We start from the raw sequence: 26092 nt of genomic DNA on the forward strand, positions 1-26092 counted from the left end.
TATAACTTCTTCAATGAAGAAGTCCATGTAATGGTAGAGTTTACAAAGTATTACTCTGCTCTTTTTTCGGTCACTGCATCACAAATCACGTTATACATACGCTCAACTCCTGTATCTGATGCTTCAAAACTATATGCGTTTTCTTTAGCTATTCCTATACTGTCTGCTTCTTCTGCTGCATCAATGTTTGCTCCCATGAAAATAAATTCCCAATTGTATTTCTCTTGTTGATGTTTAATGAGTTCTTTTACTTTTCTATAAGTGAATTCACGACTAGCATTTTCCATTCCGTCTGTTGTGATTACAAAAATCACCTTGCCAGGCCTATTTTCAATATTCGTCATAGATAATCTATGCCCAACTTGCAATATGGACTTTCCTACAGCATCCAATAGCGCTGTACACCCTCTAACGTAGTATTCCTCTTCTGTAAGCCTTGCCTGGTTTGCATCAATTCCATTCCAAAGCACTTCATAATGATCATCAAAAAGAACCGTTGTAAGATTGGTTTCTCCTTCAAGCTGGCATTGCCTTTTAATGAAAGCATTAAAACCACCAATCGTATCACTTTCAAGACCAGCCATAGAACCGCTTCTGTCCAAAAGGAATATAATTTCTGTAGAATTCTTACTCATACATTTCAGCCTCTCTTTAATTAGGATGATATAATAATAGCTAAGAAATTTCGTAAGTTGGTCGCCTCTAAAGCGACATTTAAGGGAGGTTGACAATGCATGCTTGATCAAAAGCTGCTTATGGAATTGCAGGAGTATATTGATAAATACTTAATTACTGAAGATTTGATTTTATATAGTTCAGTCGAGAAATATGAGGACATTATTGAAGATTTGCAAGAAAGTGAAATTGATGACTTTATCAATAGTCACCGACAGCCAACTTTTCAAACAGTATTGTTTAACTACATTGATGAAATTGGGGTGAATGACCCTGAGGTATATAAGAAAGCGGGAATTGACAGAAAGCTCTTTTCAAAAATCCGATCAAAACCAGACTACCATCCAAGAAAAACTACCATTCTTGCCCTTGCACTGGCACTTGAGTTATCAAAAAAAGAAACCGACAAACTCCTGATTTCAGCCGGTTATTCCTTGTCAGACAGTGATACTACGGATTTAATTATTCAATTTTGCCTAGAGAAAAAAATCTATGATATTGATCATGTTAATCAGATGCTTGATTATTATAGTATGAAGACTTTAAGTGGAGTGAAATAAAAGAGGAAATAAAACAGTTTTCCAATAGAACGAATATTGACGGTTTTGATTAAGAAACTTGAATACTCGATTCAATCATTCGTAAATACATGTCAGGCACCAGAAAAAGAAATCGGTTCTCTAGTGGTGCTTGACACGGATAATAAGAAAAATGGAAAAAATTCAGCGTTGAATCTTATCAAGGACGAAAAAAAATCAATGTTGGACAAGTTTTCATTTACTTTCCAACTAATACAAACACATTCCCATCAGGGGCTTCCATTACAGCAATATGCCCAGATTCTGTTGCAAAGGGAGTCCTAATCCATTGGATTTCTTCGTTTTTGCTTAATTGGGCGTGTGCTTGACGGACATCTTCAACAACAATTTCAACTTCTGTGAAATTGTTTTCAGGATGATTACTTAGCACAAGTTCAGAACTATCTTTTTGAGGGAATTTTAAACCTATTAATATCCATGTATTTCCACTTTCCAAGTTTCTTTCTATCTTCCAATTTTCCGCCAAACCCATTGATGTATAAAAAGCAGTGGATTTCTCAATATCATTTGTATGAATACAAACACACTCTAACTTCTTAAACATATAATCATCTCCTTTTGTTATAAAACAAGAACAAACGTTCCGCATAAATATATACTACTATTTTCCATTTTTTATAGCAACATTATATTAGAATAGTGCCTTTACTAAAAGGAGATAAAATAATTAAAATGTATTCCATACTAGCATTATTTAATAGAAGAGTCAGAGGCTGGGGATGTTCGTTATAGAATTGATATATTATAGACGTTAGAAAAAAGATAGGAAAAATAACCAAACGTTACTTTTCCTATCTTTCATAAATTAATTTAACTTATCCATTTTCAAACCAGACTCCGATCAATGAATCTTCACCCTCTTTAGTCGCAAAGAGTTCAGTACAACTGACACGGAGCTGAATGCCATAGCAAGTCCAGCTATCCACGGGGCCAGCATTCCTAGCATTGCTAATGGGACCATAATAATGTTATATAGAAATGCCCAAAGGAAATTTTGCTTAATATTTGTAATGGTTTTTTTACTAATCATCATGGCATCCACTACTCGATTGATATCCCCAGTCATGATGGTTATGTCTCCAGACTCTATGGCCACATCAGAACCGGTACCGATAGCAATTCCGACATCTGCGACTGTCAATGCTGGTGCATCATTGATCCCATCGCCAACCATAATGACTTTATGACCTTCCTTTTGTAATTCTTGGATAATTTCTGCCTTTTCCTGTGGCAAAATCTCTGCCCGATATCTTTTAATTCCTATACTTTCAGCTACTGTCATGGCAATAGTTTGATTATCACCTGTAAGCATGATCACATCTATCCCCATCTGTTTCAATCGACATACAGCATCCTTTGAAGTGGTTTTTATTTCATCTGCTACAGCAATAATCCCCGAAAAGCGTGAATCAATAAATGCTAGCATGACGGTTTTACCTTGCTGTTCAAACTCAGAAACTTTTTTGGCTGCATGTGCGGGGATGGATTCATTATTTTTCAGAAAATATCTTGGATTCGCAATCACCACTTTTTTCCCATGGATAAAGCCTTTTACTCCATATCCAGGCATTGAACTAACTTGGGCAGCATTTGGGAGATATAAGAGTTTTTCATTAACCATTTTATTAATGGCTTTTCCAACAGGATGATCGGAAGCACTTTCGACTGCACCGACCAGCTCTAAAAATGCATTTTCACTATAATTCTTCTCTACATATAGATCTGTTACGATCGGTTCACCTTTTGTAAGGGTCCCTGTTTTATCTATGGCCACCATGGTATTTTTCCCAAGTAATTCTAGGTATTTTCCTTCCTTAAAAAGAATCCCTTTTTGGGCAGCTCGTCCACTACCTACCATGACAGACGTAGGAGTAGCTAGACCTAATGCACATGGACAAGCAATAATCAATACGGTTATCAGTTTCTCCAACGCTTCATAAAAATCACCTGGTTGAAAAAGAAAATACCAAGCTGTAAAAGTGACCAAAGCAATGAAAATGACAATGGGTACAAAAACCTCTGTTACTTTATCGGCAATATATTGCATAGGTGCCTTTGATGCCTGGGCTTCCTCTACAATACGAATGATTTGAGATAAGGTCGTTTCCGAATCCTTTTTTGTTACTTTAAACGTTAATTTACCATCTTGATTGACGGTCCCTGCATAAACAAAATGCCCCGTTTGTTTTTCAACGGGTACGCTCTCCCCGGTTAACATCGATTCATCAATCATGGAGTAGCCATGGATGACTTGTCCATCTAGAGGTACTTTTCCCCACGGTTTAACGACAATAATATCCCCTGGCGAAACTTCACCAACAGATATTTCTATTTCTTTTCCATTTTGATACAATATCGCAGTCTTAGTTTGTAATTGATAGAGTTTCTGAATTGCCTCTGTTGTTTTTAGTTTTGTTTTTGCTTCCAGTAATTTACCTAATAGAATAAATGTAACGATGAAAGCACTAGTTTCATAGAACAAACCGATTGGATGGGTTTGGTTTTGAGAATGAAGTGATTCAAAGGTAAGGTAGTGACTATAAAAAAACGCAGCAGAAGTACTTAAAACTACTAGCACATCCATGTTTGCGCTTTTATTTTTTAGGGCATTCCAAGCCCCCTCATAAAATGGTAATCCTATCAAAAATTGAATCGGTATGGTGAGCGCCAATTGGAACCATGGGTTTAAGAATAGTTCTGGTACATATATAAAAGAGAACCATTTAAAATGAGCAACCATCGCCCATGCCAAAGGAAAAGTAAGTAAAGAGGAAATGAAAAATTTCCATTGCAAATCCTTCATTTCATTATGCCGATCCTCACTTAACTGAGAGGTATCTGGGATTTCTTTCGCTCCAAACCCTATCTTTTGTATTTTTTGGATGATATCTGATAATTGTGTTTTCTCTTTATTAAAGGTAACACGCCCTTTTTCTGTAGCTAGACTAACAGAAACGGTGCTCACTCCTTCTATTCTTGAAACGGACTTTTCTATTCTTACCGCACATGCAGCACAATGCATTCCACTAATCTGTAAATAGTTTGTCTCTTCCATGATCATTCTCACCACTTTATTTGTTTTGCTTCATTCTATTAATGAAATGAAAGAGATATAACAAATTTGTTAGGAGAATAGGAATAATCTATTGTAGTAGTAGAGGTAAATCCCCTTGATGTTTTTTCTGTTCTTAAAAACAAAATTAGTCAAAAAACTACCATTCTATTAATATAATAAATGAAAGAAAAAAGGAGTGAACACATGCAGCATATTGAAAATGGAGCTCTGGTTTCTATTTTGTTTTTTGTCATGTTTTTGGCGCTTATTTCACACCAAATGAAACTTGGTCTAGAAAAGGATTTGATATTCTCCTCTATTCGAGGGTTTTTTCAATTATTGCTATTAGGTTTGTTGGTCACATACATATTCTCGCTAAAAAGCATCCTATTAATCATCTGCTATATTTTGCTCATGATAATAATAGCGAGTGGGAATGTGGTATACGGTGAAAAAACAGATCATAAAAAGGTACTATTCCTTATTACATTTTGTAGTACGACCATAACGGTAGGTGTATTGCTTCTATTTTGGATTGTCTGTAAGGTCATACCCATGGAAGCTAGGTACATGATTCCAATCGGAGGAATGTTTACTGGAGGAGCGATGGTTAGTGCTTCGATAGTCATAACAAGCTTAAAAAAAGACTTAGCAGAAATGCCACACAAGAGTTTACATGAGCACGTTAAAAATGCAAACAAAATCTCCATGATCAGACAAATCCAAACTCTAAAAACGATTGGTTTGGTACAGATGCCCGGGACAATGACAGGGATGATTTTAGCCGGTGCCAATCCATTTGAGTCCGTAAAGTATCAAATATTCATAAGCTTTACACTACTAGTAGTAGATTTTCTTTCTTCTATATTGGTCTGTCAATTATATATCCGAAAGTTTTATATTAACGATTATAAAACTATAGCAGAGTGAGGGGCACATCTTGATAGTGCCTTTTTTGTTATTTCGACTATTTTTTCCCTATTCAAATTAATAAAAAAAACGATTCTTTTATAAAAGAACCGCACTTTTTCATAATGATGAGATTACTTCGAACGTGCACTAAATACCATTTCTAAGCCAGTAGGATGCTCATTTAATGGAGTGGTATATTCTTTAAAAACGAATTCAATTTCTGAAAGGTCATCGGGTAGTGGTGGCGAAACAATAAAAGTATGGCTGAAGTGCCCATTTGAACCTCTCCCATTACCGTTACGACAATCGTAATCATCTCCTAAAAATAATTCAAAAGAGCGATGCTTTCTTCGATTTTCCGGAGAATCCTTGGTTCCATCCCAATCCACATGGAAATTGACTACACTCGCATTTTGGTACTGTTGGATTACAGTAACCGAATATAAATATTCATCCTGTTCAAAGGACTGAAAGAAGGGTATTTGCCTCCTGTATCCCTCTGGTTCAACTCGAGGTCTAAAATGCTCTTCCATTCTTAAGGAGCTGAAAAATGAATGTAAAAAGTCCTCATAGAAACCATACTTCTTTGCCCAATTCGATATGTATTCTGAGGGCGGGAATCCAGGATTATTGTTGGACAAATCCTTGCGTTTTTTTAATAGTGAACATAACTCATCATCCAAGGATTTTAGATTTTCATCATAATAATCCGTTGGACGTTCAAGCGGCGCCCGTTTCATACTTAACCTCCTTTAAATCTATTGATTACTAATCTTAGATAGCTCAGTATGAATAATCTCTTTTATTACGCTATTCCCCTTCGCTCCAAGGTTAAATGTATTTGTATCTGACCAATAAAGCTCTCTAAAAGAAATACCATTGTTCAGTTCAATCTCTAGAAAAACTCGTTCTCCTTCGAATGCACCACGTTTATTTAGCCTATCTTGATCTTCTAGTTTCAAATCCTGCCATTCTTCTAAGAATGTATCCTTTGATGAAGAAGAAAAAGTGTACAATCGACTTCCATCTTCCGTGCTTTCGATATGGATATTTTTCACTAAATCAGCCATTGGATAAAGGTCGCCTACAGTTTTTGCCTTTTTATTTTGATCTACTACATAGACCTTTTCATTTGCAGACACTATTAAAGAAGTCGGATATCCTATTATTTCATAAACTTTGGTTCCTTTTTCTAAGTACGCAGCATCTCCATTTTTCATCCGATGATTGCTACAGGCATTATCAGCCATCTTATAGGTTACGCTTCCAAGCTCCTTCCCCTTAACAATAGTGGGACTCACCGCTTCATCCATTGCATCTGGAAAATGATGTTGATACTTGATATCATTGATCATCAACATATCCACCCATTCAATCTCTGCATCAGGACAACCACCTATAACACTTCTACATGATGTTACTAACAATAGAGATGCAATAAGAACTATTAATCTGAAAAACAACTTTTTGATAACCCTACATCTCCTTTCTTTTTCAAGCTCGATTATTTGACGCAATCTTTTCTAAGCTAATATATCATTCTACAAATTTTTCCATTTTCCTCCTACAAAACCTTAGAGCTTTCCTAATAAGGCACAAATCTTTATAATGAGAACTATTCATAAGAGATTCCTTGGAAGGAGAAGACATTTGAATATCAAATTAAACCATAAAATCATTCAAGATAAGTGTGGAACCGTCTCCTTCAAAAGAGGAGACTCTTTTTATCGTGCTAATAAAGTAGTATTTCAGGAATTCAATTCAGATGGTTGCAGAGCAACGGTCTCTGGAGCAGAGGATTTCCAAGTTTCAATTGTAAAGTCAGTCGATGAAGGGTTTGTTTCAGCATGCACCTGTCCTAAACTGGCTTCCTATGAAAAGGATTGCCAGCATATTGCAGCTGTTCTTCTGTCCATTTACGAAAAGCAACAGCAAAGCAGACTTTCAACCCAGCCAGAGATAACAGCAGGTCTGTTAGCTCTTTTCAATGAAAAGCCGAAACGATCTAGCGGACATCAGCTTCACTTTGAAAACAGGCAAATCCTTAATGTAGAGATTATCGTACAGCCCATAACTGTTGAATATGCAGATACGCTTTTCGGTGTGGAACTAGTGGTGGGGTCAGACAAAATAACAAATATTCGTATGTTTCTTGAACATGTCAAAAAAGGAATACCCTACACCCTTTCTTCAACTTTTACATACGATCCGAGCCAACACTGCTTTCATACAGATACAGATGAATTGATTCAACACCTAATAAAGATATTCAAAGATGAAAGGATGTATGAGGAGGTTAATTCTACCGAATCCTTCCCTCACCTCCTCCTTATCCCGCCATCTTCATGGGACCGTCTTGCATCTCTTCTTACAACATCACCAATGGTAAAGCTAAAGTATGCTGAAAATACCAATAATCCATTTCATTTTTCAGATCAATTGCTCCCCCTTATGATTGAAATTAGAGAAACAAATGATACAGAGTACCATTTAAGGGTTAAAGGACTAGATTCAGCAATCGTATTCCCCAATTATGGTGTGGTTTTATATAAAGGAAAATTATACTCAGTTGAACGTGAGGACTGTGAACGGCTCTTTGAATTAAAGCGGATGCTGAAGGCCTCACGGACCGACCAAATTCCAATACCTGTAGAGCAAGTTGAATTATTCTTAAAAAAAGTGATCCCTGGTTTAAAAAAACTGGGTCATGTCCAGATTGCAGAATCTATCACTAGGAGGTTCAATAAGACTCCTTTAAAGGCAAAGCTTTATTTAGATCGAGTCAAAAATCGGTTGCTTGCTGGATTAGAGTTTCAATATGAGAATTTGGTAATCCATCCATTGGAAGATCGGGACCAACCTTCAAGAAGCCTCATCCTAAGAGATGAGGAAAAAGAAGTTGAAATTCTGCAGTTAATGGAAGACAGCTTGTTTGCTAAGACAGATGGCGGCTATTTTTTGCATAATGAAGAATTGGAATACGAATTCCTGTATCATACCCTTCCGAAACTGCAAAAGCTTGTTCAAATTTATGCTACTTCTGCCGTGAGAAATCGGATTTTCAGGGAAAATGCACCTCCAAAAATTCGGGTGAAGGTGAATAAAGAAAGAACCAATTGGCTTGAATTCAAGTTTGAGATGGACGGAATTCCCGACAAGCAGATCAGGGAACTCCTTGTAGCATTAGAAGAAAAACGAAAATATTTTCGTTTACAGGACGGATCGTTACTGTCGTTAGAGACGAAAGAATTTGAGGAAATTCAACGCTTCCTTCATGGTGTTCCGGTCCAACATGAGGACTTGGAAAATGGCTTGAATGTCCCCTTTGTCAAGGGAATTCAGCTTCTCGATACCGTTGATAGCGAGCATACCTTCCATTTCGAAGAATCGTTTCGCGGATTTTTAGAAAGTTTTTCAAATCCAGATCAGTTGGCATACGATGTGCCAGGCAATCTAGCGGGGATATTACGAGACTATCAAGTTCGAGGCTACAAATGGTTGAAAGCCTTGGCAGGATTTGGATTCGGTGGCATTTTAGCAGATGACATGGGACTTGGAAAAACCATTCAGAGCATTACCTTCATAGTCTCGGAGATTCCTACTATTCGAAAAAGGAAACAGCCCGTTTTAATTGTGTGTCCAGCCTCTTTAACCTATAACTGGCTGAATGAACTCATGAAATTCGCTCCAGATATACAGGCTATTGTGGTGGATGGTTCTAAGGAGGAAAGGCTCAAGCTTCAAAAGGAAGTTCACAATATAGATGTGTTGATTACCTCATATCCCCTGTTACGCAGGGACATCCATTGGTTTGAACAACAAGTCTTTCACACCGTGTTTTATGATGAAGCGCAAGCTTTTAAAAACCCTTTGACCCAAACGGCTCGGGCCGTGAAAAGGATTCAAGCAGACCATCGCTTCGCCCTAACTGGTACACCAATAGAAAATTCCATAGAGGAACTATGGTCCATTTTTTACGTCGTTTTCCCTGACCTTTTCTTAGGTTTAAAGGAATTCAGTCTTCTCACAAGGGAGAAAGTTGCCCGTAGAATCAGGCCATTCCTGCTTCGTAGATTAAAAGAGGACGTGCTCAGAGAGCTACCTGAAAAAATCGAGTCAGTGGAAACAGTAGAATTGCTACCAGATCAAAAGAAGCTTTATGCCGCCTACTTGGCAAAACTTCGCCATGACACTTTGAAGCATCTAGATAAAGATACACTTCAGAAGAATCGGATAAAAATACTTGCAGGTATCACGAGATTAAGACAAATTTGTTGTCACCCGGGACTATTTGTCGAAGGTTATAAAGGAAGCTCAGCAAAATTTGAACATCTTATTCAGATTATCGAGGAATCAAGGCTTTCAGGTAAAAGAGTACTGATTTTCTCCCAGTTTACTAAAATGCTGGCTCTGATCGGAAAGGAATTAAACGAGCAAGGCTTAACTCATTTCTACCTCGATGGTCAAACCCCTTCAGAGGAACGTGTTGAACTTTGCACTCGATTTAACGAGGGCGAGCGTGATTTATTCCTCATCTCCTTAAAGGCTGGAGGTACTGGATTGAACCTTACGGGTGCAGATACAGTCGTGCTATATGACATATGGTGGAATCCAGCAGTGGAAGAGCAAGCAACAGACCGTGCCCATCGCTTCGGTCAGACCAATACGGTACAAGTCATCAAGCTCGTCTCTCGAGGAACGATTGAAGAGAAGATGAATGATTTGCAAGAGAAAAAGAGGCATCTCGTGGAAGAAATCATTGATCCTGGTGAGAAGATTTCGAGTACTTTGACTGAAGAGGATATCCGGGAGATTTTGATGCTATAAATTGCAAGACGACAAAGCTCTTTTCTGAGTGGCCTGATTCATTTTTTCTTACTAAATGAACTCACTTATCCAACAACATTTTCAAGGAATATGATTAGAGAGGTCCCTACTTTGCCTTTTATAGCTTGCATAAACCTTGCTTATCGAAAATATGATAACAAGAGGAATTCTATTTGAAGGAGCTGATGGAATGACCATTTTTAATAAAATTGCCTTATTTTTTGTTGTTTTATATTCTGTGTTTATTATTTTCAATACGTACCTAGGTGAAACAGAACGTGTTCAATCAAATGTCATTTATTTCTTAATGAATGGCTTTGCCTATATTGTTTCAGCTTTGGAAATCGAAAGAGAAAAAAAGGTCCTTATTTAACCGTCATAAAAGAATGGCACTATCCCCTATTTGGATAGTGCCATTTCTTTTAGATCGTTTCTTCCCATCGTGCGATTTCCTCACGTACGATGGGTGCAACTTGTGTACCCAACAGTTCAATTGCTTTCATCACATCTTCATGAGGCATCGAGCCGACTGGTACATGCAGCATAAAGCGGGTAATACCCACGTTTTTGCGAAGGTGGATAATCTTCTTGGCCACAGTTTCTGAATCACCTACATACAAGGCTCCATCAAAGCTACGTGCAGCATCGAAGCTGGTACGGTCGTAATGTCCCCAACCACGCTCCCGTCCTAGAACGTTCATGACCTGCTGGGTAGGAGGGAAAAACTTATCAGCTGCTGTCTCAGTATCCTCCGCAACGAAGCCATGTGAATGCGATGCTACCGGAAGCTTCGATACATCATGCCCTGCCTGGGCAGCAACTTTTTTATAAAGTTGTACAAGCGGCGCAAATTGAATGGGGCTCCCTCCAATAATGGCAAGAACTAGCGGCAGACCCAACACTCCAGCCCGAATGACCGATTGCGTATTCCCACCACTACCAATCCACACAGGTAATGGATCCTGAACCGGACGTGGATATACACCTCGATTGTTTATCGCTGGCCGATGCTTCCCTTGCCAGGTCACTTTCTCTGATTCACGTATCTTTAACAACAGGTCCAGTTTTTCATCGAACAACTCGTCATAATCCTTTAAATCATTTCCGAATAGTGGAAAGGATTCGATAAATGATCCGCGACCTGCCATAATCTCTGCTCTACCATTTGAGATCCCATCAAGTGTAGCAAAATCCTGAAATACCCTTACCGGATCGGCAGACGATAGGACTGTGACTGCACTAGTCAACCGAATTCGCTTCGTCTGGGGGGCAGCAGCGGCCAATACCATGGCTGGAGAAGAAGCTGCAAAGTCCTGGCGATGATGCTCACCCACACCAAATACATCCAATCCTACCTCATCAGCAAGTATAATTTCCTCTACCACTTCCCGTAAACGCTGTGCATGACTTATCACTTCACCGGTATTGACGTCCGGTGTTGTTTCTACAAATGTGCTCACTCCAATTTCCATTTGTACTCCTCCCACTTCACTTCACTACTATGTAAAAGATTTAAAAAAACATTAGTTTTATTGTGGGGCTTTAGTCTCCTAATTTCAAGTATCTTAATTCGTCTATGGTCTCAGATAACTTTTTACTCAGAAATCAAGAAAGGCCAATAAGTACAGCAATTAAACGAAAGAACCGCACCCATGGGAAGGTACGGTTTTTTCGTGTGTTGTTACAATTGGTTATTATAACTATTACCATTTATGGGTTTAAATTGCAATTTTTTACACATAAATTTCAAAAAAACCTATCGATCATTCGATTGGTCACTTCCTTCTATAAAATTGGAGCCTCCATGCCCATTTGACTCCATTCTTCCCTTGAAGGACCATATACTCCCGGAACCTTCAGCCCTGCTTGGCGCATCAAGACTGTCATTTGCCCACGATGATGAATGATATGCTTGATAAGCAGGTTAAGTGTTACCTTTTTCGGCATATCCATTCCAAACACATTTTTCATTTCTTGTAGGGATGAGTCCGTCCACTGTTGCTGCACAGCTTCACTCGTTTCTGCGCTGACTCTTCGAAAAGTTTCAGCAATTTCTCTAGCTGATGGAATGGTAGTCGAGTCTTCAACTGCTTTAACAGTAATACCAAATTCAATCAGCATTTCAGGTGTACTTGTTACAATATGCCATGCAATTTGTGCTAAAGTACGATCCTCAGGCGATACCTTTTGAGCAAGAGATTCGTCTGTCAAAGCATCCAAAACTTTTTGGGTTGATGCAGCTTCTTGATTCCAATCGTTAATGAATTCTTGAATAGTTGTGTACATATGTATTCCTCCAATATTTTTTAATTAGTATTGACGTGTTTAAGTTTAGCATTATTGGTCCAAATGACAAAATTTATCAAATGTACTATTGTCAGAGCCATGGATCCTTTTACCTGTATTAGGATGAAGTGAGACAGCATATTCATAAATAAGCACTATGAGTAAACAAGCCTAATATGTTATAGGATCTAATTCTCTGAAATGAGTGATGAAAATGAAGGCCATTACCTTTAAAGCATTTGCCATCACGAATGAAATTGATTTAAATAAAATTGCCATCCATGCTGGCATACCCAAGAAATTCACCTGGGAACAGCCTTTGATCCTGAAAGGTGATATTCTAAAAACCATCTTAAAGCAGGATGTTGTCGAGTCACAAATGGTCTTGGTTTTTTCGTTTGGTAGCATAGTCTTCATAAACTATTCTCATTCCTATGAGATTAGGCGCTTTTTAAAATTCATTCATTCCTTTGAACCGGATATTGATTTGAAGAACACCCACAAATATACCGATGATTACAGCCTTCACATTAACGAATCCGAAACTATCCAGTTAACAGACGAACATGTGGTTGTGCCTGAATTTGAAAGCATCTATCCAGAATTAATCTCCATGGTCCTCGCTAAATCGGTTGCCCTCGAGAAAACCGAAGAACAGCTCGGAAAAATCCACGACAAACTCGAAACCATGATCGATCGTCTCGAAAAAGGAAATCTTAGAATCGGGAACAAGGAGCTGGCAAGAACGACTGCAAAAATCGTACGCCACGAATATAACACGCTTGCATACATTATGATTCTCGACAAACCTGACGTTACCTGGACGAGTAGTACAGCCGGAGAATTTTATGACAAAATGAGCGAGTTTTTTGAGTTGAATGATCGATATATAATTTTGAAAAGCAAAACAGATATACTGTATAACATCATGGAGGGCTTCTCGACCATCAGCCATTCCATCCGGGGGCTTTTTGTTGAATGGATCATTGTAATTTTGATTCTGTTTGAAATCATCCTAACGATATTGGAAATTGTAGGATGGATTCCGTGATAATAAATAGAATAAGAGAACAAAAAAAGCACCCTTCTGTTTTAGCTGAGGTGCCTTTTCTATTAATTTGGTAAAGGAATCATGACACCGATTTAATTCGCTATTAAATCCATTTATTCGCTGATATATTTTATTTTTCGATGATATAAACATCATTTCGCTGTTATAATTTATATTCCGCTGATATACCCAAAAATTCGCTGATATAATTTATGAACAACCTCAACAAAAATCTTAATAATGATCCCTCTATTATTAGCTTGAGCTATTGTTCATCTTTGAGATTAAACTTACTGGTTCAGAATTGGGAAACGAAGTCTCATACCATGTGTCATTTTTTAATAATACTCCCAAAATAATAAAATACTGTTTATCTTCTATTTTACGTCTTTAAAATGGTAAACATCCATCTCTTTCACACTCTGAATCCTTAAATGGGATCTTAATCTCATTGTCAGCATCATTGCTAGCTTATGAATAAGAAGCATAAGGATGCCTGAGGATAATTGGTCAAGAAACGGATTGAATGGAAGTAATTCATTTGGAGATAATCCAGCAGGAATACATAATTGATGAATCAACTCAGTAAAAAAAGGATTCTTCACCTGACCCATGATAGCCATGAAAATTAAAATTAAACAGGCTGGCATTAGTAGTATGCTACTCTTTAATGCATATCTTCTCTCAACCTCCTTATCTATCTTTTGACTGAGCACAATTCCTGCAAGTGGCCACCACATATTAAAGGAGAGAGCAATAAAACAATACGGAATAATTCATGAAAGAGTGGATTTATAGAAAAGAAAGTTAAAGTAAGTGGCAAATGATAAATCAAGAACAGACCAGAAAACAGGACAAGAGCTGTAGTGGGAGAATGAAAATACGAGCGGGTTCGAGATATCTGCACCTTTTGGATCAATAGTGTTGGGATTCCGAGTAGTAGCATCGGCGGAATAACAAAATATAAAATGCTCATTTGAAGCATATGCAAACTGAAGGATAAATGGCCGAGGATATAGATTGGACTACCAAAGACTATCGATGTCAAAATTAACCCGAGATAAAAAAGGAGTGCGTGCCTACGGGGAAACGAATGATCCTTAATCAATATGAAATATAAAACTCCTAAGCAAGCAATGAATACTAACAAAGGAGTATTCCACCCACTTTGAAGAGCTAACATAGATTCCACGGAAACCCTCCCCTATATATGAAATCCATTGTATATTCTTATGATGGTTTTATAGATTTATCACACTAAACCCATCTGCTTCAAAGACTTCCCCACTAAATTCCTCTGTTGGTGTAAAAGTGTTCACAAGAACCAGCTTTTCTTCAAAAAAATCTATCCTATTTTTACTGTCTTTAGAAACAGTAACTTAACGAAAACCGATTAATAAGTTTCCTCCAAAATCCTAAACTGATAGAAATTCTATTTCCTTCATTTAGATATGTTTGTTTTTGTTGTTATCTATTACTGGCATAGGGAATTGTATGATAGGCTCTATTATTCCAGTAATCTGGTAGTGCCTGATTTATTAAGAATTGGATAAGAATAATAGGAATTATTTCATGTTTAGAAAATTATTGGAAATAAGTACATTCTATTAGTTTTTGTCGAAACTAGAGTCAAAAGGGCTCATTAAAATAACTAGTAAATATTAGCAAATAGGAGAATTTTGACGGATATGTAATTGACATAATTTTCTGTAAAATTCCTCTATAAGACTTTTAAAGTCCTATAAATTTTAGGAGGATGATCAATGAAAAAGAAACTTTTGGTACATACTGTCTTAGCAGGAGCACTTACTATCTCGGCTATCCCCTCTTTAGCTTTCGCACATGATGAGATAGGTGGCGGAGCAGAAAAAGGCGAAAATCTAGCGGGAGTTGAATTGTCAGTACCCCTTCTTGAAGCCAGTAAAAATGTAGGGAACCTTAAAGAAGTGGCCGCAGTTCCGCTTAAAGAATTACGTCAAGGAATCCAAAACTCGACTGGTGATGTTTACGCTCATAAAGGATTTGCTTATTTAGGGACACATAGTAAAAATGGTGGTGCCGGTGGTGTACGGGTATTCGATATGAAGGACCCTTCTAACCCAGTTGAAGTGTCCGCTTTTGCTCAAATTGAAGGTACATGGCAGGAAAAAGTCATCGTTAAATCAGTAAATACGGAAAATTTTAAAGGCGATCTTGCGGTAGTCAGTGTTCAAAAGCTAGATCGAACAAATCCCAATACTAAAGGAGGATTTGTTTTATATGACGTTACAAACCCTTATAAACCGAAGCAGTTAGGATTCTGGGAATCCACTTCTGGTGCTCGTGGAACCCATGAACTTTATTTAACGGTTCAAGGGAACAATGTATATGTCTTGACGGCTGATTGCTATGCAGACTACTATTCTCATGGTAAGAAAATGGATGTTTCCTTTGTTGACGTTACAAACCCTGCAAACCCACAAACAATCTATGAATTCAATCCACGTAATTATATCAAAGATGTAACGAATGAAAATTATGATGGTTACAACTGGACGGATGAAAAAGGCATCAAGCGTTCTGCGTTCGCTCACAGTGTCAAGACGGATGGAAACGGTACAACTGCCTACCTCTCCTATTGGGATCTTGGAACCATCATCCTGGATATCAGTGATGCTAAGAATCCGAAATACCTTGGCAGAACTGATTTTGCTGATACTGTACAAGGAGCAGCCCACTCTTCAACGCTTGCAAAAGGCGGTAATGTCCTAATTGAAACAAGAGAAGTATTCGGGCCTGTTCGTGAAGGCTTTGAATCCGCTTATGGCTATACGATGATTTACGATATTAAAGACAAAACCAATCCTAAGCTTCTAAGCACATTCAAAACTGATTTCACAGAAAAAATCCCTAGTGGAGCAACAGTCCATGACCCTAAAGTCCAAGGCAATACGCTTTATCTATCCCACTACTCTGGAGGAGTTCGAACTGTCGATATCACAAACCCTTCAAAACCAGTTGAAACTGGTGTTTATATCCCAAGCAAATCAAACATCTGGGGTGTATTCGTCGATCGTAACTATGTTTTAGCATCTGACATGGGCACGGGATTGAAGGTGTTGCAAAAGACTGGCAGCAGTTCCAATATTGAAAACTACAAATTAGAAGATTAAACACAAAAAGGTCAGGAATCTTGGTATAGGTTCCTGACCTTTTTTTCTTTGAATCATAGATTATTAAGCGCTTCAGCAAACCTTTTAATTCCTTCATTTATGAATTCTTCATTCTCCCTCGAAAAAGTAAACCGGACATATCCCTTTTTTGATCCCATTGTGGATCCAGGAACATATATAACCCCTCTTTTGATGGATTCTTCTAGCAACTGCACTTCATTAACTTCCTTATTTATCTTGCACCAAATATGGATTCCACCCTGAGGTATCATAAAATCGACTTGTTCCTCTAAATGGTATTTTAGGCTCGTGACTATTTGGTCTCTTCGTTTCTGTAACTGGTTCACTAAATTTATGATATGAAAATGGAATTCTTTTGAATCTAAAAAATCATTTGCAATCCATTGAGTAAAGCTAGCATGCCCAAAATCTATTTGTTGCTTCGCATCGGATAACCGTTCAATGACCGGCTTTGGGCCAATGATCCATCCAATCCGTAACCCGGAAGCAACGATTTTCGATAATGAACTAATATATAAAACGTTTCCATTAACATCCATAGATTTTAACGTTGAGACCTCTTCTCCCGTAAAAGAAGTTAAACTATAAGGGTCGTCTTCAACCACTGGAATCCCATATTCAGATGAAATTTCCAAGATGGATTTTCGCCGGTTATTATCAAGTAAAGCCCCAGTTGGATTTTGAAATGCCGGATTTAAAAAGATCATCCTGATTCGATGTTTTTTATGTAACGCCAATAATTCATCTGGGTTTATTCCATCCTGATCAGTCGATAGAAAATAGGTTTTAACTCCAGCTGATTTAAAAATGGGAAGATTATAATGATAAGATGGGTCTTCTATAACCACTGCATCTCCAGGCTTTAAAAGACATTGAACGACTAGGTGTAAGGCTTGCTGTGCCCCAGATGTTATTAATATCGAGGAAGGATTCGTTTCAATTCTTCGATATTGCTTAACATGCTTTGTTATGGTATCCCTTAATATTGCATTTCCTTGAGGATGATCATAGCCTAAGCTCCCGATGAACGATCTAGTCGACGTGATCTCTCTTAATGATTCCATTGGGAAAAGGTCCTCAGATAATTCTCCACTGGCTAAATTAATGAGTTTATGTTCTACCATTTCTTTACGTATTCTTTGGGTTACAGGTAAATTAGGCAAAAACGATCCTGCCTCAATATATCTACTCCAGCTTGGGATACGTTTCTTCGTAATCCCCCATATATCCTTGCTTACCGTAGTTCCGCTTCCTCTATTCCTTTGAATGAGTCCATTCGATTCCAATTCGTCATATGCAGCAACCACTGTGCTTCTGTTAATGTTAAGCTCCTTCGCTAAGTACCTTTCAGAAGGCAATGGTTTATCAGGCGGCAAAGTACCATCCGCTATTCCTTTTTCGATATAATCGGCTAGTTGTTTATATATAGCTTTTTTTGCATTTCGATCAGGTTTCCAATCCATCTATTACATTCCCTTTTAGTCACTATTATTTTACTTATACTTAATTTTACACCGTCACACCTAATCAATTCTAATAAAAAAACCTATCGTGTCCATTCACAATAGGTTCAATGACAGCCATATTAACTAAGCATAAAACTTAATATATACTCCAAGACCAATTAAAGACAGGAAAATAATGACTGCATAAATTAACGTTAAATTTAGTGTGTTACGTTTTGTAGAACCCCTATAATTCTCATCGCCTTTCCCTGCAACTAATAGTGTTAAAATTATAGATATAATTCCAATAATAGGCACTAAAGCAAACAATACCTTCATTATTCACCTCTAAAAAAGTTTATTTAAGGAAATTAACATGTATATATATCCGGTATAGATTCGATCGGGAAGTATAAAAGAAATAAATTTTTTTCTGTAAAACGACTTTCCCACTTAACTATTCCAGTATAAAATACATATCAATTTTTATGACCATCCACTTAACTAAAAAATTAACCATCCACTTTGTATTTTCTGCTTAAAGGTTAGCCCTTTAAAAGCACTAAAGGACTGGAGATCATATCATCTGTCCTTGTTTTTTATTTTATTTATTTCAGGGAATCTGGAAACTTCCTACCTTTTTCCTGGGGCCATCATATTCATCAGGGGCTGTCCGTACACGCGGTGGCTGCAATGGAATTAAGTCCTAGATAAAGCATGTAGAGTGAAGGAAATCCTGTGGGAAGTGAAGGATAAATGAAATTAATGAAGGATAAAACAGACTGAGTGACAGATAAATAAGGTGGAACGTGGATAAAGTCAGTCTTGTGATGGATATTTTTCAAGGTTTCAAAAAAAGTGTAGGATAATTTTTCAAAAGTGAAAGGTAAAGTACCCAAAAGTGAAGGGTATTTAGGTATCAGTGAAGGGAAAATGAAGTTAAAAGTGGATATATTGCTCCCCTTTTGTAGTCGATGAAACCTACTAAATGTTTCAATGATCCTCCAAACGCACCCTTCTTTAATATGAACAAATGACCTTTCCAAAACACCATGGAGCCTGGTGATTCTGTATAGGGAGAACCAAGTAATCACTTTTGAAGGTGAAGAAATTAAATAAAAAGAATCCCCTCTTGCGTTTAGTGGATTCTTTATTTTCAACAAAATTAAAATATGACAGTCAATTAGGTAAAAGCAACAATAGTTGAAATTTCATAAATACAGGACTAAAATCCATATATGCAGTAGATAGAGAATATACAATTGGAGAGAGAAAATTGGATAAACAAAATAGCAGGTATAGATGGATCGTTTTCGCGACCGTATTGTTGGCATATTTATTAATCGTAACTCAGAGAACGGCACCTGGACTTGTTTCGGATCAATTGATGGATGAATTTAAGGTTACTGCAACAACCATTGGATTACTGACTAGTATTCAATTTTTTGCCTATGCTAGTTTGCAAGTCCCGATTGGGATATTGTCCGACCGATTTGGCCCTAATTTTTTTCTAATTGTAGGTACAATCCTTAATGGAATGGGTACGTTAATTTACAGTTTTGCACCGAACGAAATCGTCTTGCTTTCTGCTAGATTATTAGTAGGAATAGGCGATGCTACCATTTGGGTCAATTTGATACTTATATTAAGTCAATGGTTTAAGGCGAAGGAATTTGTAGGTTTACTTGGGTTTGCAGCCATGGGAGGAAGCCTTGGATTTTTGATGGCTACTGTTCCTTTTTCAGCTTGGATAGACTTTTCAGGCTGGAGATCACCTTTTTTCACAACAGGTTTGATTTTAACTCTTTACGGATTACTTCTTTATTTTGTTCTGGTAAAAATTCCATCCAGAATGTTTAAAGATACAAAAAATCCTCTACAATCGGAACCAAAACGTGAAAAAACCATAACTATCCTGAAGCGACTATTTTCAAATCGACAGGCATGGGCAACATTCCTTTGCCATTTTGGTGTTGTCGGCACTTATGTTGGATTCATTGGATCTTGGGCAGTTCCTTACGGGATGCATGTTTATGGATTGAGCCGTTCAGATGCAAGCCAGCTTATTATGATTGGCCTGATTGGAGCGATCATTGGAGCCCCACTAACCAGTTGGATTGCAAGTAAGCTTGGTACATTAAAACGTCCTTATTTTTTGGTTCATATCATTATTTTTATCAGTTGGGGTGCATTTGTCTTATATAGCGGAAAACCACCATACTTTATGTTGATTATACTTTTCTTCATCATTGGTTATGGAAATGGAGCAAGTGCCTTAACCTTTGCAGTGGTTCGCCAATCCTTTGATATGAAAGAGGTCGGCGTTGTTTCAGGATTTGCTAATACTGGAGGATTTTTAAGTGCTGTCCTATTACCGAGTATTTTTGGGAAAGTATTAGATCATTTTCAGATGGATGCTAATAGCAGTGTTGGATATCACTATGGTTTTATCATTCCGGTAATATTCTCAATGGTTGGACTAATTGGTGTCGTACTTATCAAGGAACAACGTAAGGAAGTTAAACAGCCCGGTGAATCAATGACCTATTAATAAAAAGCAATCAAGGACTGGTGATGATATCACCAGTCCTTGATATTTTAGCTATTAATTTGTAATTCTATTAATATATCTTGCAGCGACTTGCCATCGACCTGCTCTACTGGTACTGGTGGATTGTCTGAATCAAGGTTTTGCTTTAAGTAGTTTTTCACTACGTATTCCATATCTTTTGCGTCGACTTTACCGTCATAGTTAATATCTGCTGCTCTGTCATTTGAGTTCCAAGCCTGTTGAATGGCTTGTGCGTCTTTTATATCAATGACATCATCCTGATTCACATCTCCTGCAACCGATCTTTCATTAAAGTTAAAGTATTGTAGCAATTGGCCCCAAAGGACACCCTTCTTTTCGACCCCTACCGGAAGCTCACGGGTCATCTTAAAATGCCCTGGCACTGATAGTTCCCATACAAACGGCTTGTCAGTGATTGGAAGTTTAGAGATACGATAATCTCCAAAGATGGCAACGCTAGACGAACCATCATATTTAGTACCATTTTCATCAATCAATTGGATAGAGGCACCAAGCTTTCTCCAATCGGCATTATATGCAATAGCCTCTGCTCTTAATGTGCCATACACTTCAGAGAAGGTAGGCTGTATCATCCATTCCATGCCCGCAGACGAAAGTGATATACGGTTGCCTAGCTCATTAGTATATAAGACCGTCGGATTAACTGCAGCACTTGAAGCAAATACACTATCCTTCACTTTCAATGTAAGTTGGATAGCCGGAATGTCCCCACTCACTGTTCCTTCCATCGTCAACTTCACTTTTGAAGTATTTCCTGTCGTTTCCACAGTCACCTGTGAAGCACCGAATTCAGAGAGTTTATCATCCGCCTTAACTTCTACTATTTCAAAGCTTTGGCCGATGTTGCTCAGTGTCCACTCAGCGGTTTTTAATTTATCTATGTTATTTAATACGAGTGCTGCTGAAACGGTATCTCCCATCTTCACTTTCATGTTGTCCGTTTTCATGTATCCGTATGGTGTCCCAGCCTTAACAAAATAGTAATTTCTCTTATCTGTTGTGTTCTTCGCCGCATCCAGTCCATTCACTGTATAACGTAAGAACGGGTTTGATTCATTCATAGGAACATTCAGACTGATCGTTCCATCTTCACCTATAGGTAGAACTGGGTTAAAGTTTCCGTTAATCGAATAATTCAGGCTATAAGGTTGGGTTACATTCATCCCAGCTTCTTTCATTTGGACGGCTTCATCATCCGTCAATTTGACTTGAAGAGGAACTGTTGTTTGTCCAGGCTGATATTCAATCACTGGTGATTCATTTTCATCAAGTGAAGTCGTCATCGTCGGGCTGTTATGATCAATAAAGAGGTCAATTTCATTGGTGAACATTCGATCTCGTTCACTCGTACCAATTACTTTAATCTTGTAGAGTCCAGGCTTTGCATAACTCTTTTTAAAAGAAATCGACTCCTCTTCATTTCCGGTGAATGGAAAATAAGTACCATCAAACACAGTCCCAAAATTATATGTCAGGCCATCATAGGCGGCAACTGTATCCATCCAACCTAAATAGCCGATATCCTCTCCGGATTTTCCGTCTACAAGAACAAATTCTAGCCTCTTCATAGGTGCTTTAAAATTAGCAATAAATTCAGCTGAAGCTGAAGCACCATAGTTTCTTTTAACATGTAAATAAGGTGGTGATATTGCATCGTAAGAAAGCTTTGTCAAATTAAATCCATCTTCAGTTGTTCGAATACTAAAAGGAATACGGTATTGTTCGTATTCGTCTTCTTGGTTTGTCAGCATCAAATAGCCTTCATAAATACCAGCTTTGGCATTGGCTGGAACTGTGATTGAGACAGGGACTTTTTTTGTTTTGAAAGACTGAACTGGAATGACTTGAGCTACATCTACTTTAACATCATTAGCTTTAGCATCCATAGAACCTTTTACATCAGTTTGAAATTCAACGGCTACCTCGAATTTTTTCTTTTTATCTTCTAAATTTGTCATGTTTACGGTTTTTTCGATGAATAATTCTTCACCGGTATAATGATTTCCGAAGCTGAGGCCGCCCGTTTCCTCTTTAATGGAAATGCTGTTTTCATTCTGAGTTTCATCTTGCACTTGCAGCTTCATTCCAGTATGGACCGCACGATAAGGATCGACTCGTCCTGCTCCGACTTCAAATACACTATAATCTTCAGTCAACGGTTTAGCTGTATTCATCAAAATTGATTTAATATCACTTGGTTGAAGATCAGGATTTACCTGAAGCAGCAGTGCAGAAATCCCCGCAACATGTGGAGCTGCCATCGATGTGCCGGACATACGTGTATAAGCGTATTGATAATTGGATGGATCATTTTTATAAATCGAATATGCAGGTACACTTGATAACACACTTACACCAGGAGCAGTAAATTCCGGTTTAATATCATAATTACTGCGAGAAGGTCCTCTAGAGCTGAATGTTGCCAACTTATCTCCTTCAGTTAGTTCTTCTTTATAATTTTTAAAGGTCAATGCAGTATGACCTACTGCCAATTGTGCTTTAAGTTCCAAACCTTGCTCATAACTCATGGAAAAGGCAGGGATGAAATTCTGGTCCTCTTTTACGAAAGGAGTCGGACCTTTATTTGGTTGGTTACTATACGCAATGATGGCACGTGCTCCATGGTTTTTTGCATAAACCGTTTTCGATTGTGTACCAATTTCACCTGTATTCACGAATACTACTTTACCTGTAACATCCTTATTCAGGTAATCCGTTTCTCTACCAACTCCTAAATCCACAACCTCTAACGTTTGATTGTTAAAAACACTCAAGTCACTAACAAAGTCACTGTACAAATTGCTTAATGCATAATCAGTCTCTGAACCAGTTAAAACACCTGTGTATTTCGCTACTGGTATCGGCGCACTACTCGCTCCAACCGTCAATGCCAATGCAGCAGAACCTGGGGACCCAAGTGTATACGAATTAGATCCATTGTTACCAGCTGAAACAACGGCGGTTACTCCATTTAGAACAGCGTAGTTCACAGCGGTACTTGTAGGGTACAGTGGATCATTAATATTGATCCCTAATGATAGATTAATAACATCCATTCCATCCGTAACTGCTTTGTCTATACCAGCAAGAATATCCTGCAACTCACCGGTACCATAAGGTCCTAATACACGATATCCATATAACTCCGCATCAGGAGCAATTCCTTTTACCGCTACACCTCCCGTGTTTTTCGCTTGCCCAGAAATTGTTCCGGAAACATGGGTACCGTGGGAAGTATAATAGGGTGATAGATTTTGATCTACCTCAGGTCTCCCAGACTTCTTCCAATCGTCATAGGTAGTTTCCATTGGATCGGCATCGTTATCGACCAGATCATATCCTCCTTTAAAAGCATCCTTCAAATCAGGATGAGTGTAATCGATACCTGTGTCGATTACGCCGACCTTAACGCCTTTTCCAGTAATACCTTCTTTATGCAGCTTGTCTACACCTAGAAAAGGTATACTCTCAATTCTTTTAGTAGATTCTTGTTCTGCATCTGTATCTGATTGTGGAGACGGTTCGATTGTAAAAGTAGCATTTTTATAAACTGCCTTTACAGCATCAGATTGAAGCAGTGATTCTACTTCATTTGCAGGAAGATTCATAGCAACCCCGTTGTATGCTGTCTTAAAAGAACGAGTCACTTTATACGAAGCATTTCTGCTTTTTCCTTGAGAGATTCGTTTTAAATCATCCTTAAAAGTAGAGTGTTCTCGGTCGACCTTGTCCTTTGCTTCTTTGGATGACAGGTTCTTTCCTTTTGCGACAGCGTCCAGTACCGCGGCTTTTTCAGGCATGGACTTGAACTCTAAGATAACCGATATTTCTTCATCGCTTTTTAGGTCTGTTCCCTTAAAGCCGTGTAAACCAAAGCTTTCTGCTGCTTGCAGTTTATTCAATGCGTTCAGTTGCTCATTTGTCAAAGAGGCCAAGATTTGCTCTGATTTATTCGTTACAGACTTAGCGGATACATGACCACTTTGAAAGGGAGGAAATAGCACCCCTAAAGCAATAACGGCTACTGCTGAGCCTTTTACAACTCTCCCTAGCCAATCCTTTTTTGATAGTTTCATAAAATCCCTCTTCCTTTAATAAAATACAAACCTCATTTTTTCAGCCGTTAAATGTTGAATTCATTCTTTTCTGAAAATTTAAGTTATGTACTTCTATCATAGTCGCTTTGTCATGGTGTAAGCTATTGGGTTAATTTCTCGGGACTTTTGGGATTAATTTCTATTAATTTTTAATAATACTTTGTAAAAAATAGATTATTTTAGGTATTAAGCAGGAAAAATCAATATATGATTTGGGGTAATTATTTAAGTTTAAAAGTATAATTTAAATGAAATTTTAATTGAATTGATGTCCTGTACCGAAAAAGGGCATCACTCATATGATGATTGTCGGTCTATCTATATTAAAAACAGCCTGTCTCTCAATCAAAGAGACAGGCTGTTTAGTGAAGCAGCGAAATGGATTTCCTGCTTCACTTGCTAGCCTGTCTCTCAATCAAAGAGACAGGCTGTTTAGTGAAGCAGCGAAATGGATTTCCTGCTTCACTTGCTTAAATGTAATCCTAATTGATTTTTAATATTTTCTATGTAATTACCCAAGTATTATTCTTTTGGTTTTGGTGCCGAATCTTCATAAGGGTTTTGTTTTAAATAATTCTTCTTCACAAATGTCAAATCTTTAACATCAACTGTTCTGTCAAAGTTGATGTCAGCTTCTCGGTTATTTGTTACTCATGCAGTCTGAATTGACACTGCATCCATGATATCAATAACATTGTCTTCGTTTATGTCACCACTAAGAAATGTAGGAACATCCAGCTTCTTTAATTGTCCAAAACTCATTACATGGAGATCAATCACTACGAGAAAGCAGCCCGAATTTCAAAAATTTTTATGGATTGATGAGTAAACAAAGGAAAAAGAATAAGAGTCTGGTGCCGTGATTAGACAATGATGTCTATCCATGGTACCTGACTCTTTTTTTTTGTAATTTTGACTCTGGCATTTAGTAATCGATAAAGGATATAGAGTGAAGGAAACCCAGTGGAAATTGAACGATAAAAGAAAAAAGTGAAGGATAAAACATGCGATATGTCGGATAAATAGATTGGAACGTGGATAACGTTGGTCTTGTGAAGGATATTTTTGAAGATCTCTTAAAAAGTGAAGGTTAAATTTTCAAAAGTGAAAGGTAATATCATCAAAAGTGAAGGATATCTAGGTATAAGTGAAGGATAAACGTGATTAAAAGTGGATATTTTAATTTCCCCTAGGAACCCTATTTATTCTAACGAATAAAATTTGTACATTTTAATTGCTTTCCTAAGTAAAAGTTCCTTGATTGAAGCTGGAATGTGGAACCTAGGACGATGATAAGGTTGGAAAAACGAGATGCTATCGTTTTTCTCTGAGGGATAAAAAATCTGAATGAAGATTGTATATTAGTTAAAGACTAACCA

The 26092-nt window shown here is 37.7% G+C and carries 20 protein-coding genes; 8 read left to right on the forward strand and 12 right to left on the reverse strand.

All coding sequences use genetic code 11. From position 1 onward, the window contains the following. Positions 1-50 precede the first annotated feature (50 nt). Positions 51-635 carry a vWA domain-containing protein gene (locus tag G3O09_RS03410; RefSeq protein ID WP_163100082.1) on the reverse strand — a complete coding sequence of 195 codons (585 nt, stop codon included), beginning with the start codon at positions 633-635 and terminating at the stop codon, positions 51-53. A gap of 99 nt (positions 636-734) precedes the next feature. Here G3O09_RS03410 and G3O09_RS03415 point away from each other — a divergent pair, with 99 nt between their 5' ends. Further along, positions 735-1235 carry a hypothetical protein gene (locus G3O09_RS03415; protein ID WP_163100083.1) on the forward strand — a complete coding sequence of 167 codons (501 nt, stop codon included), beginning with the start codon at positions 735-737 and terminating at the stop codon, positions 1233-1235. Between the two features lie 217 nt (positions 1236-1452). Here the strand turns inward: G3O09_RS03415 and G3O09_RS03420 are convergent, their stop codons facing one another. Next, complete coding sequence (locus G3O09_RS03420) at positions 1453-1818, reverse strand: VOC family protein (protein ID WP_163100084.1); 366 nt, start codon at positions 1816-1818, stop codon at positions 1453-1455. Positions 1819-2115: 297 nt separating this feature from the next. Next, positions 2116-4329 (reverse strand): heavy metal translocating P-type ATPase, encoded by a 2214-nt coding sequence (locus G3O09_RS03425; protein ID WP_163100085.1) that lies wholly within the window; start codon positions 4327-4329, stop codon positions 2116-2118. A gap of 204 nt (positions 4330-4533) precedes the next feature. Between G3O09_RS03425 and G3O09_RS03430 the strand changes: the two genes are divergently transcribed. Next, entirely contained in the window at positions 4534-5259 is a 726-nt protein-coding gene (locus G3O09_RS03430; RefSeq protein WP_163100086.1) for an ABC transporter permease, read from the forward strand. A 113-nt stretch (positions 5260-5372) separates the two neighbouring features. On the opposite strand, the gene G3O09_RS03435 is transcribed toward G3O09_RS03430, so the two are convergent. Together G3O09_RS03435 and G3O09_RS03440 are read right to left on the reverse strand one after the other, a co-directional pair. Beyond that, entirely contained in the window at positions 5373-5981 is a 609-nt protein-coding gene (locus tag G3O09_RS03435) for a hypothetical protein (protein WP_163100087.1), read from the reverse strand. 18 nt (positions 5982-5999) lie between these two features. Continuing rightward, positions 6000-6596 (reverse strand): hypothetical protein, encoded by a 597-nt coding sequence (locus tag G3O09_RS03440; protein ID WP_240338320.1) that lies wholly within the window; start codon positions 6594-6596, stop codon positions 6000-6002. A gap of 295 nt (positions 6597-6891) precedes the next feature. Here G3O09_RS03440 and G3O09_RS03445 point away from each other — a divergent pair, with 295 nt between their 5' ends. Beyond that, complete coding sequence (locus G3O09_RS03445) at positions 6892-10068, forward strand: DEAD/DEAH box helicase (RefSeq protein WP_163100089.1); 3177 nt, start codon at positions 6892-6894, stop codon at positions 10066-10068. Between the two features lie 190 nt (positions 10069-10258). Continuing rightward, positions 10259-10441 carry a hypothetical protein gene (locus G3O09_RS03450; RefSeq protein ID WP_163100090.1) on the forward strand — a complete coding sequence of 61 codons (183 nt, stop codon included), beginning with the start codon at positions 10259-10261 and terminating at the stop codon, positions 10439-10441. 49 nt (positions 10442-10490) lie between these two features. Here G3O09_RS03450 and G3O09_RS03455 read toward each other — a convergent pair whose 3' ends face one another. Together G3O09_RS03455 and G3O09_RS03460 are read right to left on the reverse strand one after the other, a co-directional pair. Continuing rightward, positions 10491-11540, reverse strand: coding sequence for an LLM class flavin-dependent oxidoreductase (locus G3O09_RS03455; RefSeq protein ID WP_163100091.1), 1050 nt, complete (start codon positions 11538-11540; stop codon positions 10491-10493). A gap of 313 nt (positions 11541-11853) precedes the next feature. Beyond that, positions 11854-12354, reverse strand: coding sequence for a DinB family protein (locus G3O09_RS03460; RefSeq protein WP_163100092.1), 501 nt, complete (start codon positions 12352-12354; stop codon positions 11854-11856). 214 nt (positions 12355-12568) lie between these two features. Here G3O09_RS03460 and G3O09_RS03465 point away from each other — a divergent pair, with 214 nt between their 5' ends. Further along, the gene (locus G3O09_RS03465; RefSeq protein WP_163100093.1) at positions 12569-13405 is read left to right on the forward strand and encodes an RMD1 family protein; all 837 of its coding nucleotides are present in this window, start codon (positions 12569-12571) and stop codon (positions 13403-13405) included. Between the two features lie 290 nt (positions 13406-13695). Here G3O09_RS03465 and G3O09_RS22945 read toward each other — a convergent pair whose 3' ends face one another. Genes G3O09_RS22945 through G3O09_RS22950 form a run of 3 tightly spaced genes read right to left on the reverse strand, consistent with a single transcriptional unit; the run spans position 13696 to position 14588 of the window. Beyond that, positions 13696-13740: an erythromycin resistance leader peptide gene (locus G3O09_RS22945; protein ID WP_163100266.1), complete on the reverse strand. Its 45-nt coding sequence runs from the start codon at positions 13738-13740 to the stop codon at positions 13696-13698. A 42-nt stretch (positions 13741-13782) separates the two neighbouring features. Continuing rightward, positions 13783-14121 (reverse strand): hypothetical protein, encoded by a 339-nt coding sequence (locus G3O09_RS03475; RefSeq protein ID WP_163100094.1) that lies wholly within the window; start codon positions 14119-14121, stop codon positions 13783-13785. Then, positions 14103-14588, reverse strand: coding sequence for a cytochrome c oxidase assembly protein (locus tag G3O09_RS22950; RefSeq protein WP_420850323.1), 486 nt, complete (start codon positions 14586-14588; stop codon positions 14103-14105). The genes G3O09_RS03475 and G3O09_RS22950 overlap by 19 nt, the downstream gene beginning before the upstream one ends. 580 nt (positions 14589-15168) lie before the next feature. Between G3O09_RS22950 and G3O09_RS03485 the strand changes: the two genes are divergently transcribed. Beyond that, entirely contained in the window at positions 15169-16557 is a 1389-nt protein-coding gene (locus tag G3O09_RS03485; protein WP_163100096.1) for an LVIVD repeat-containing protein, read from the forward strand. Positions 16558-16610: 53 nt separating this feature from the next. Here the strand turns inward: G3O09_RS03485 and pdxR are convergent, their stop codons facing one another. Next, entirely contained in the window at positions 16611-18041 is a 1431-nt protein-coding gene (gene pdxR / locus G3O09_RS03490; RefSeq protein ID WP_163100097.1) for a MocR-like pyridoxine biosynthesis transcription factor PdxR, read from the reverse strand. Between the two features lie 1258 nt (positions 18042-19299). Between pdxR and G3O09_RS03495 the strand changes: the two genes are divergently transcribed. Further along, positions 19300-20574 (forward strand): MFS transporter, encoded by a 1275-nt coding sequence (locus G3O09_RS03495; RefSeq protein ID WP_163100098.1) that lies wholly within the window; start codon positions 19300-19302, stop codon positions 20572-20574. A 47-nt stretch (positions 20575-20621) separates the two neighbouring features. Here the strand turns inward: G3O09_RS03495 and G3O09_RS03500 are convergent, their stop codons facing one another. Then, positions 20622-24692 (reverse strand): S8 family serine peptidase, encoded by a 4071-nt coding sequence (locus tag G3O09_RS03500; RefSeq protein WP_163100099.1) that lies wholly within the window; start codon positions 24690-24692, stop codon positions 20622-20624. A gap of 320 nt (positions 24693-25012) precedes the next feature. Here G3O09_RS03500 and G3O09_RS03505 point away from each other — a divergent pair, with 320 nt between their 5' ends. After that, positions 25013-25210, forward strand: a complete 198-nt coding sequence (locus tag G3O09_RS03505) for a hypothetical protein (RefSeq protein WP_163100100.1) — start codon at positions 25013-25015, stop codon at positions 25208-25210. The last annotated feature ends 882 nt before the right edge of the window (positions 25211-26092 follow it).

The sequence above is a fragment of the Peribacillus alkalitolerans genome (genome assembly GCF_010882125.1).
In the GTDB taxonomy this organism is placed as follows: Bacteria; Bacillota; Bacilli; order Bacillales; family DSM-1321; genus Bacillus_BN; species Bacillus_BN alkalitolerans.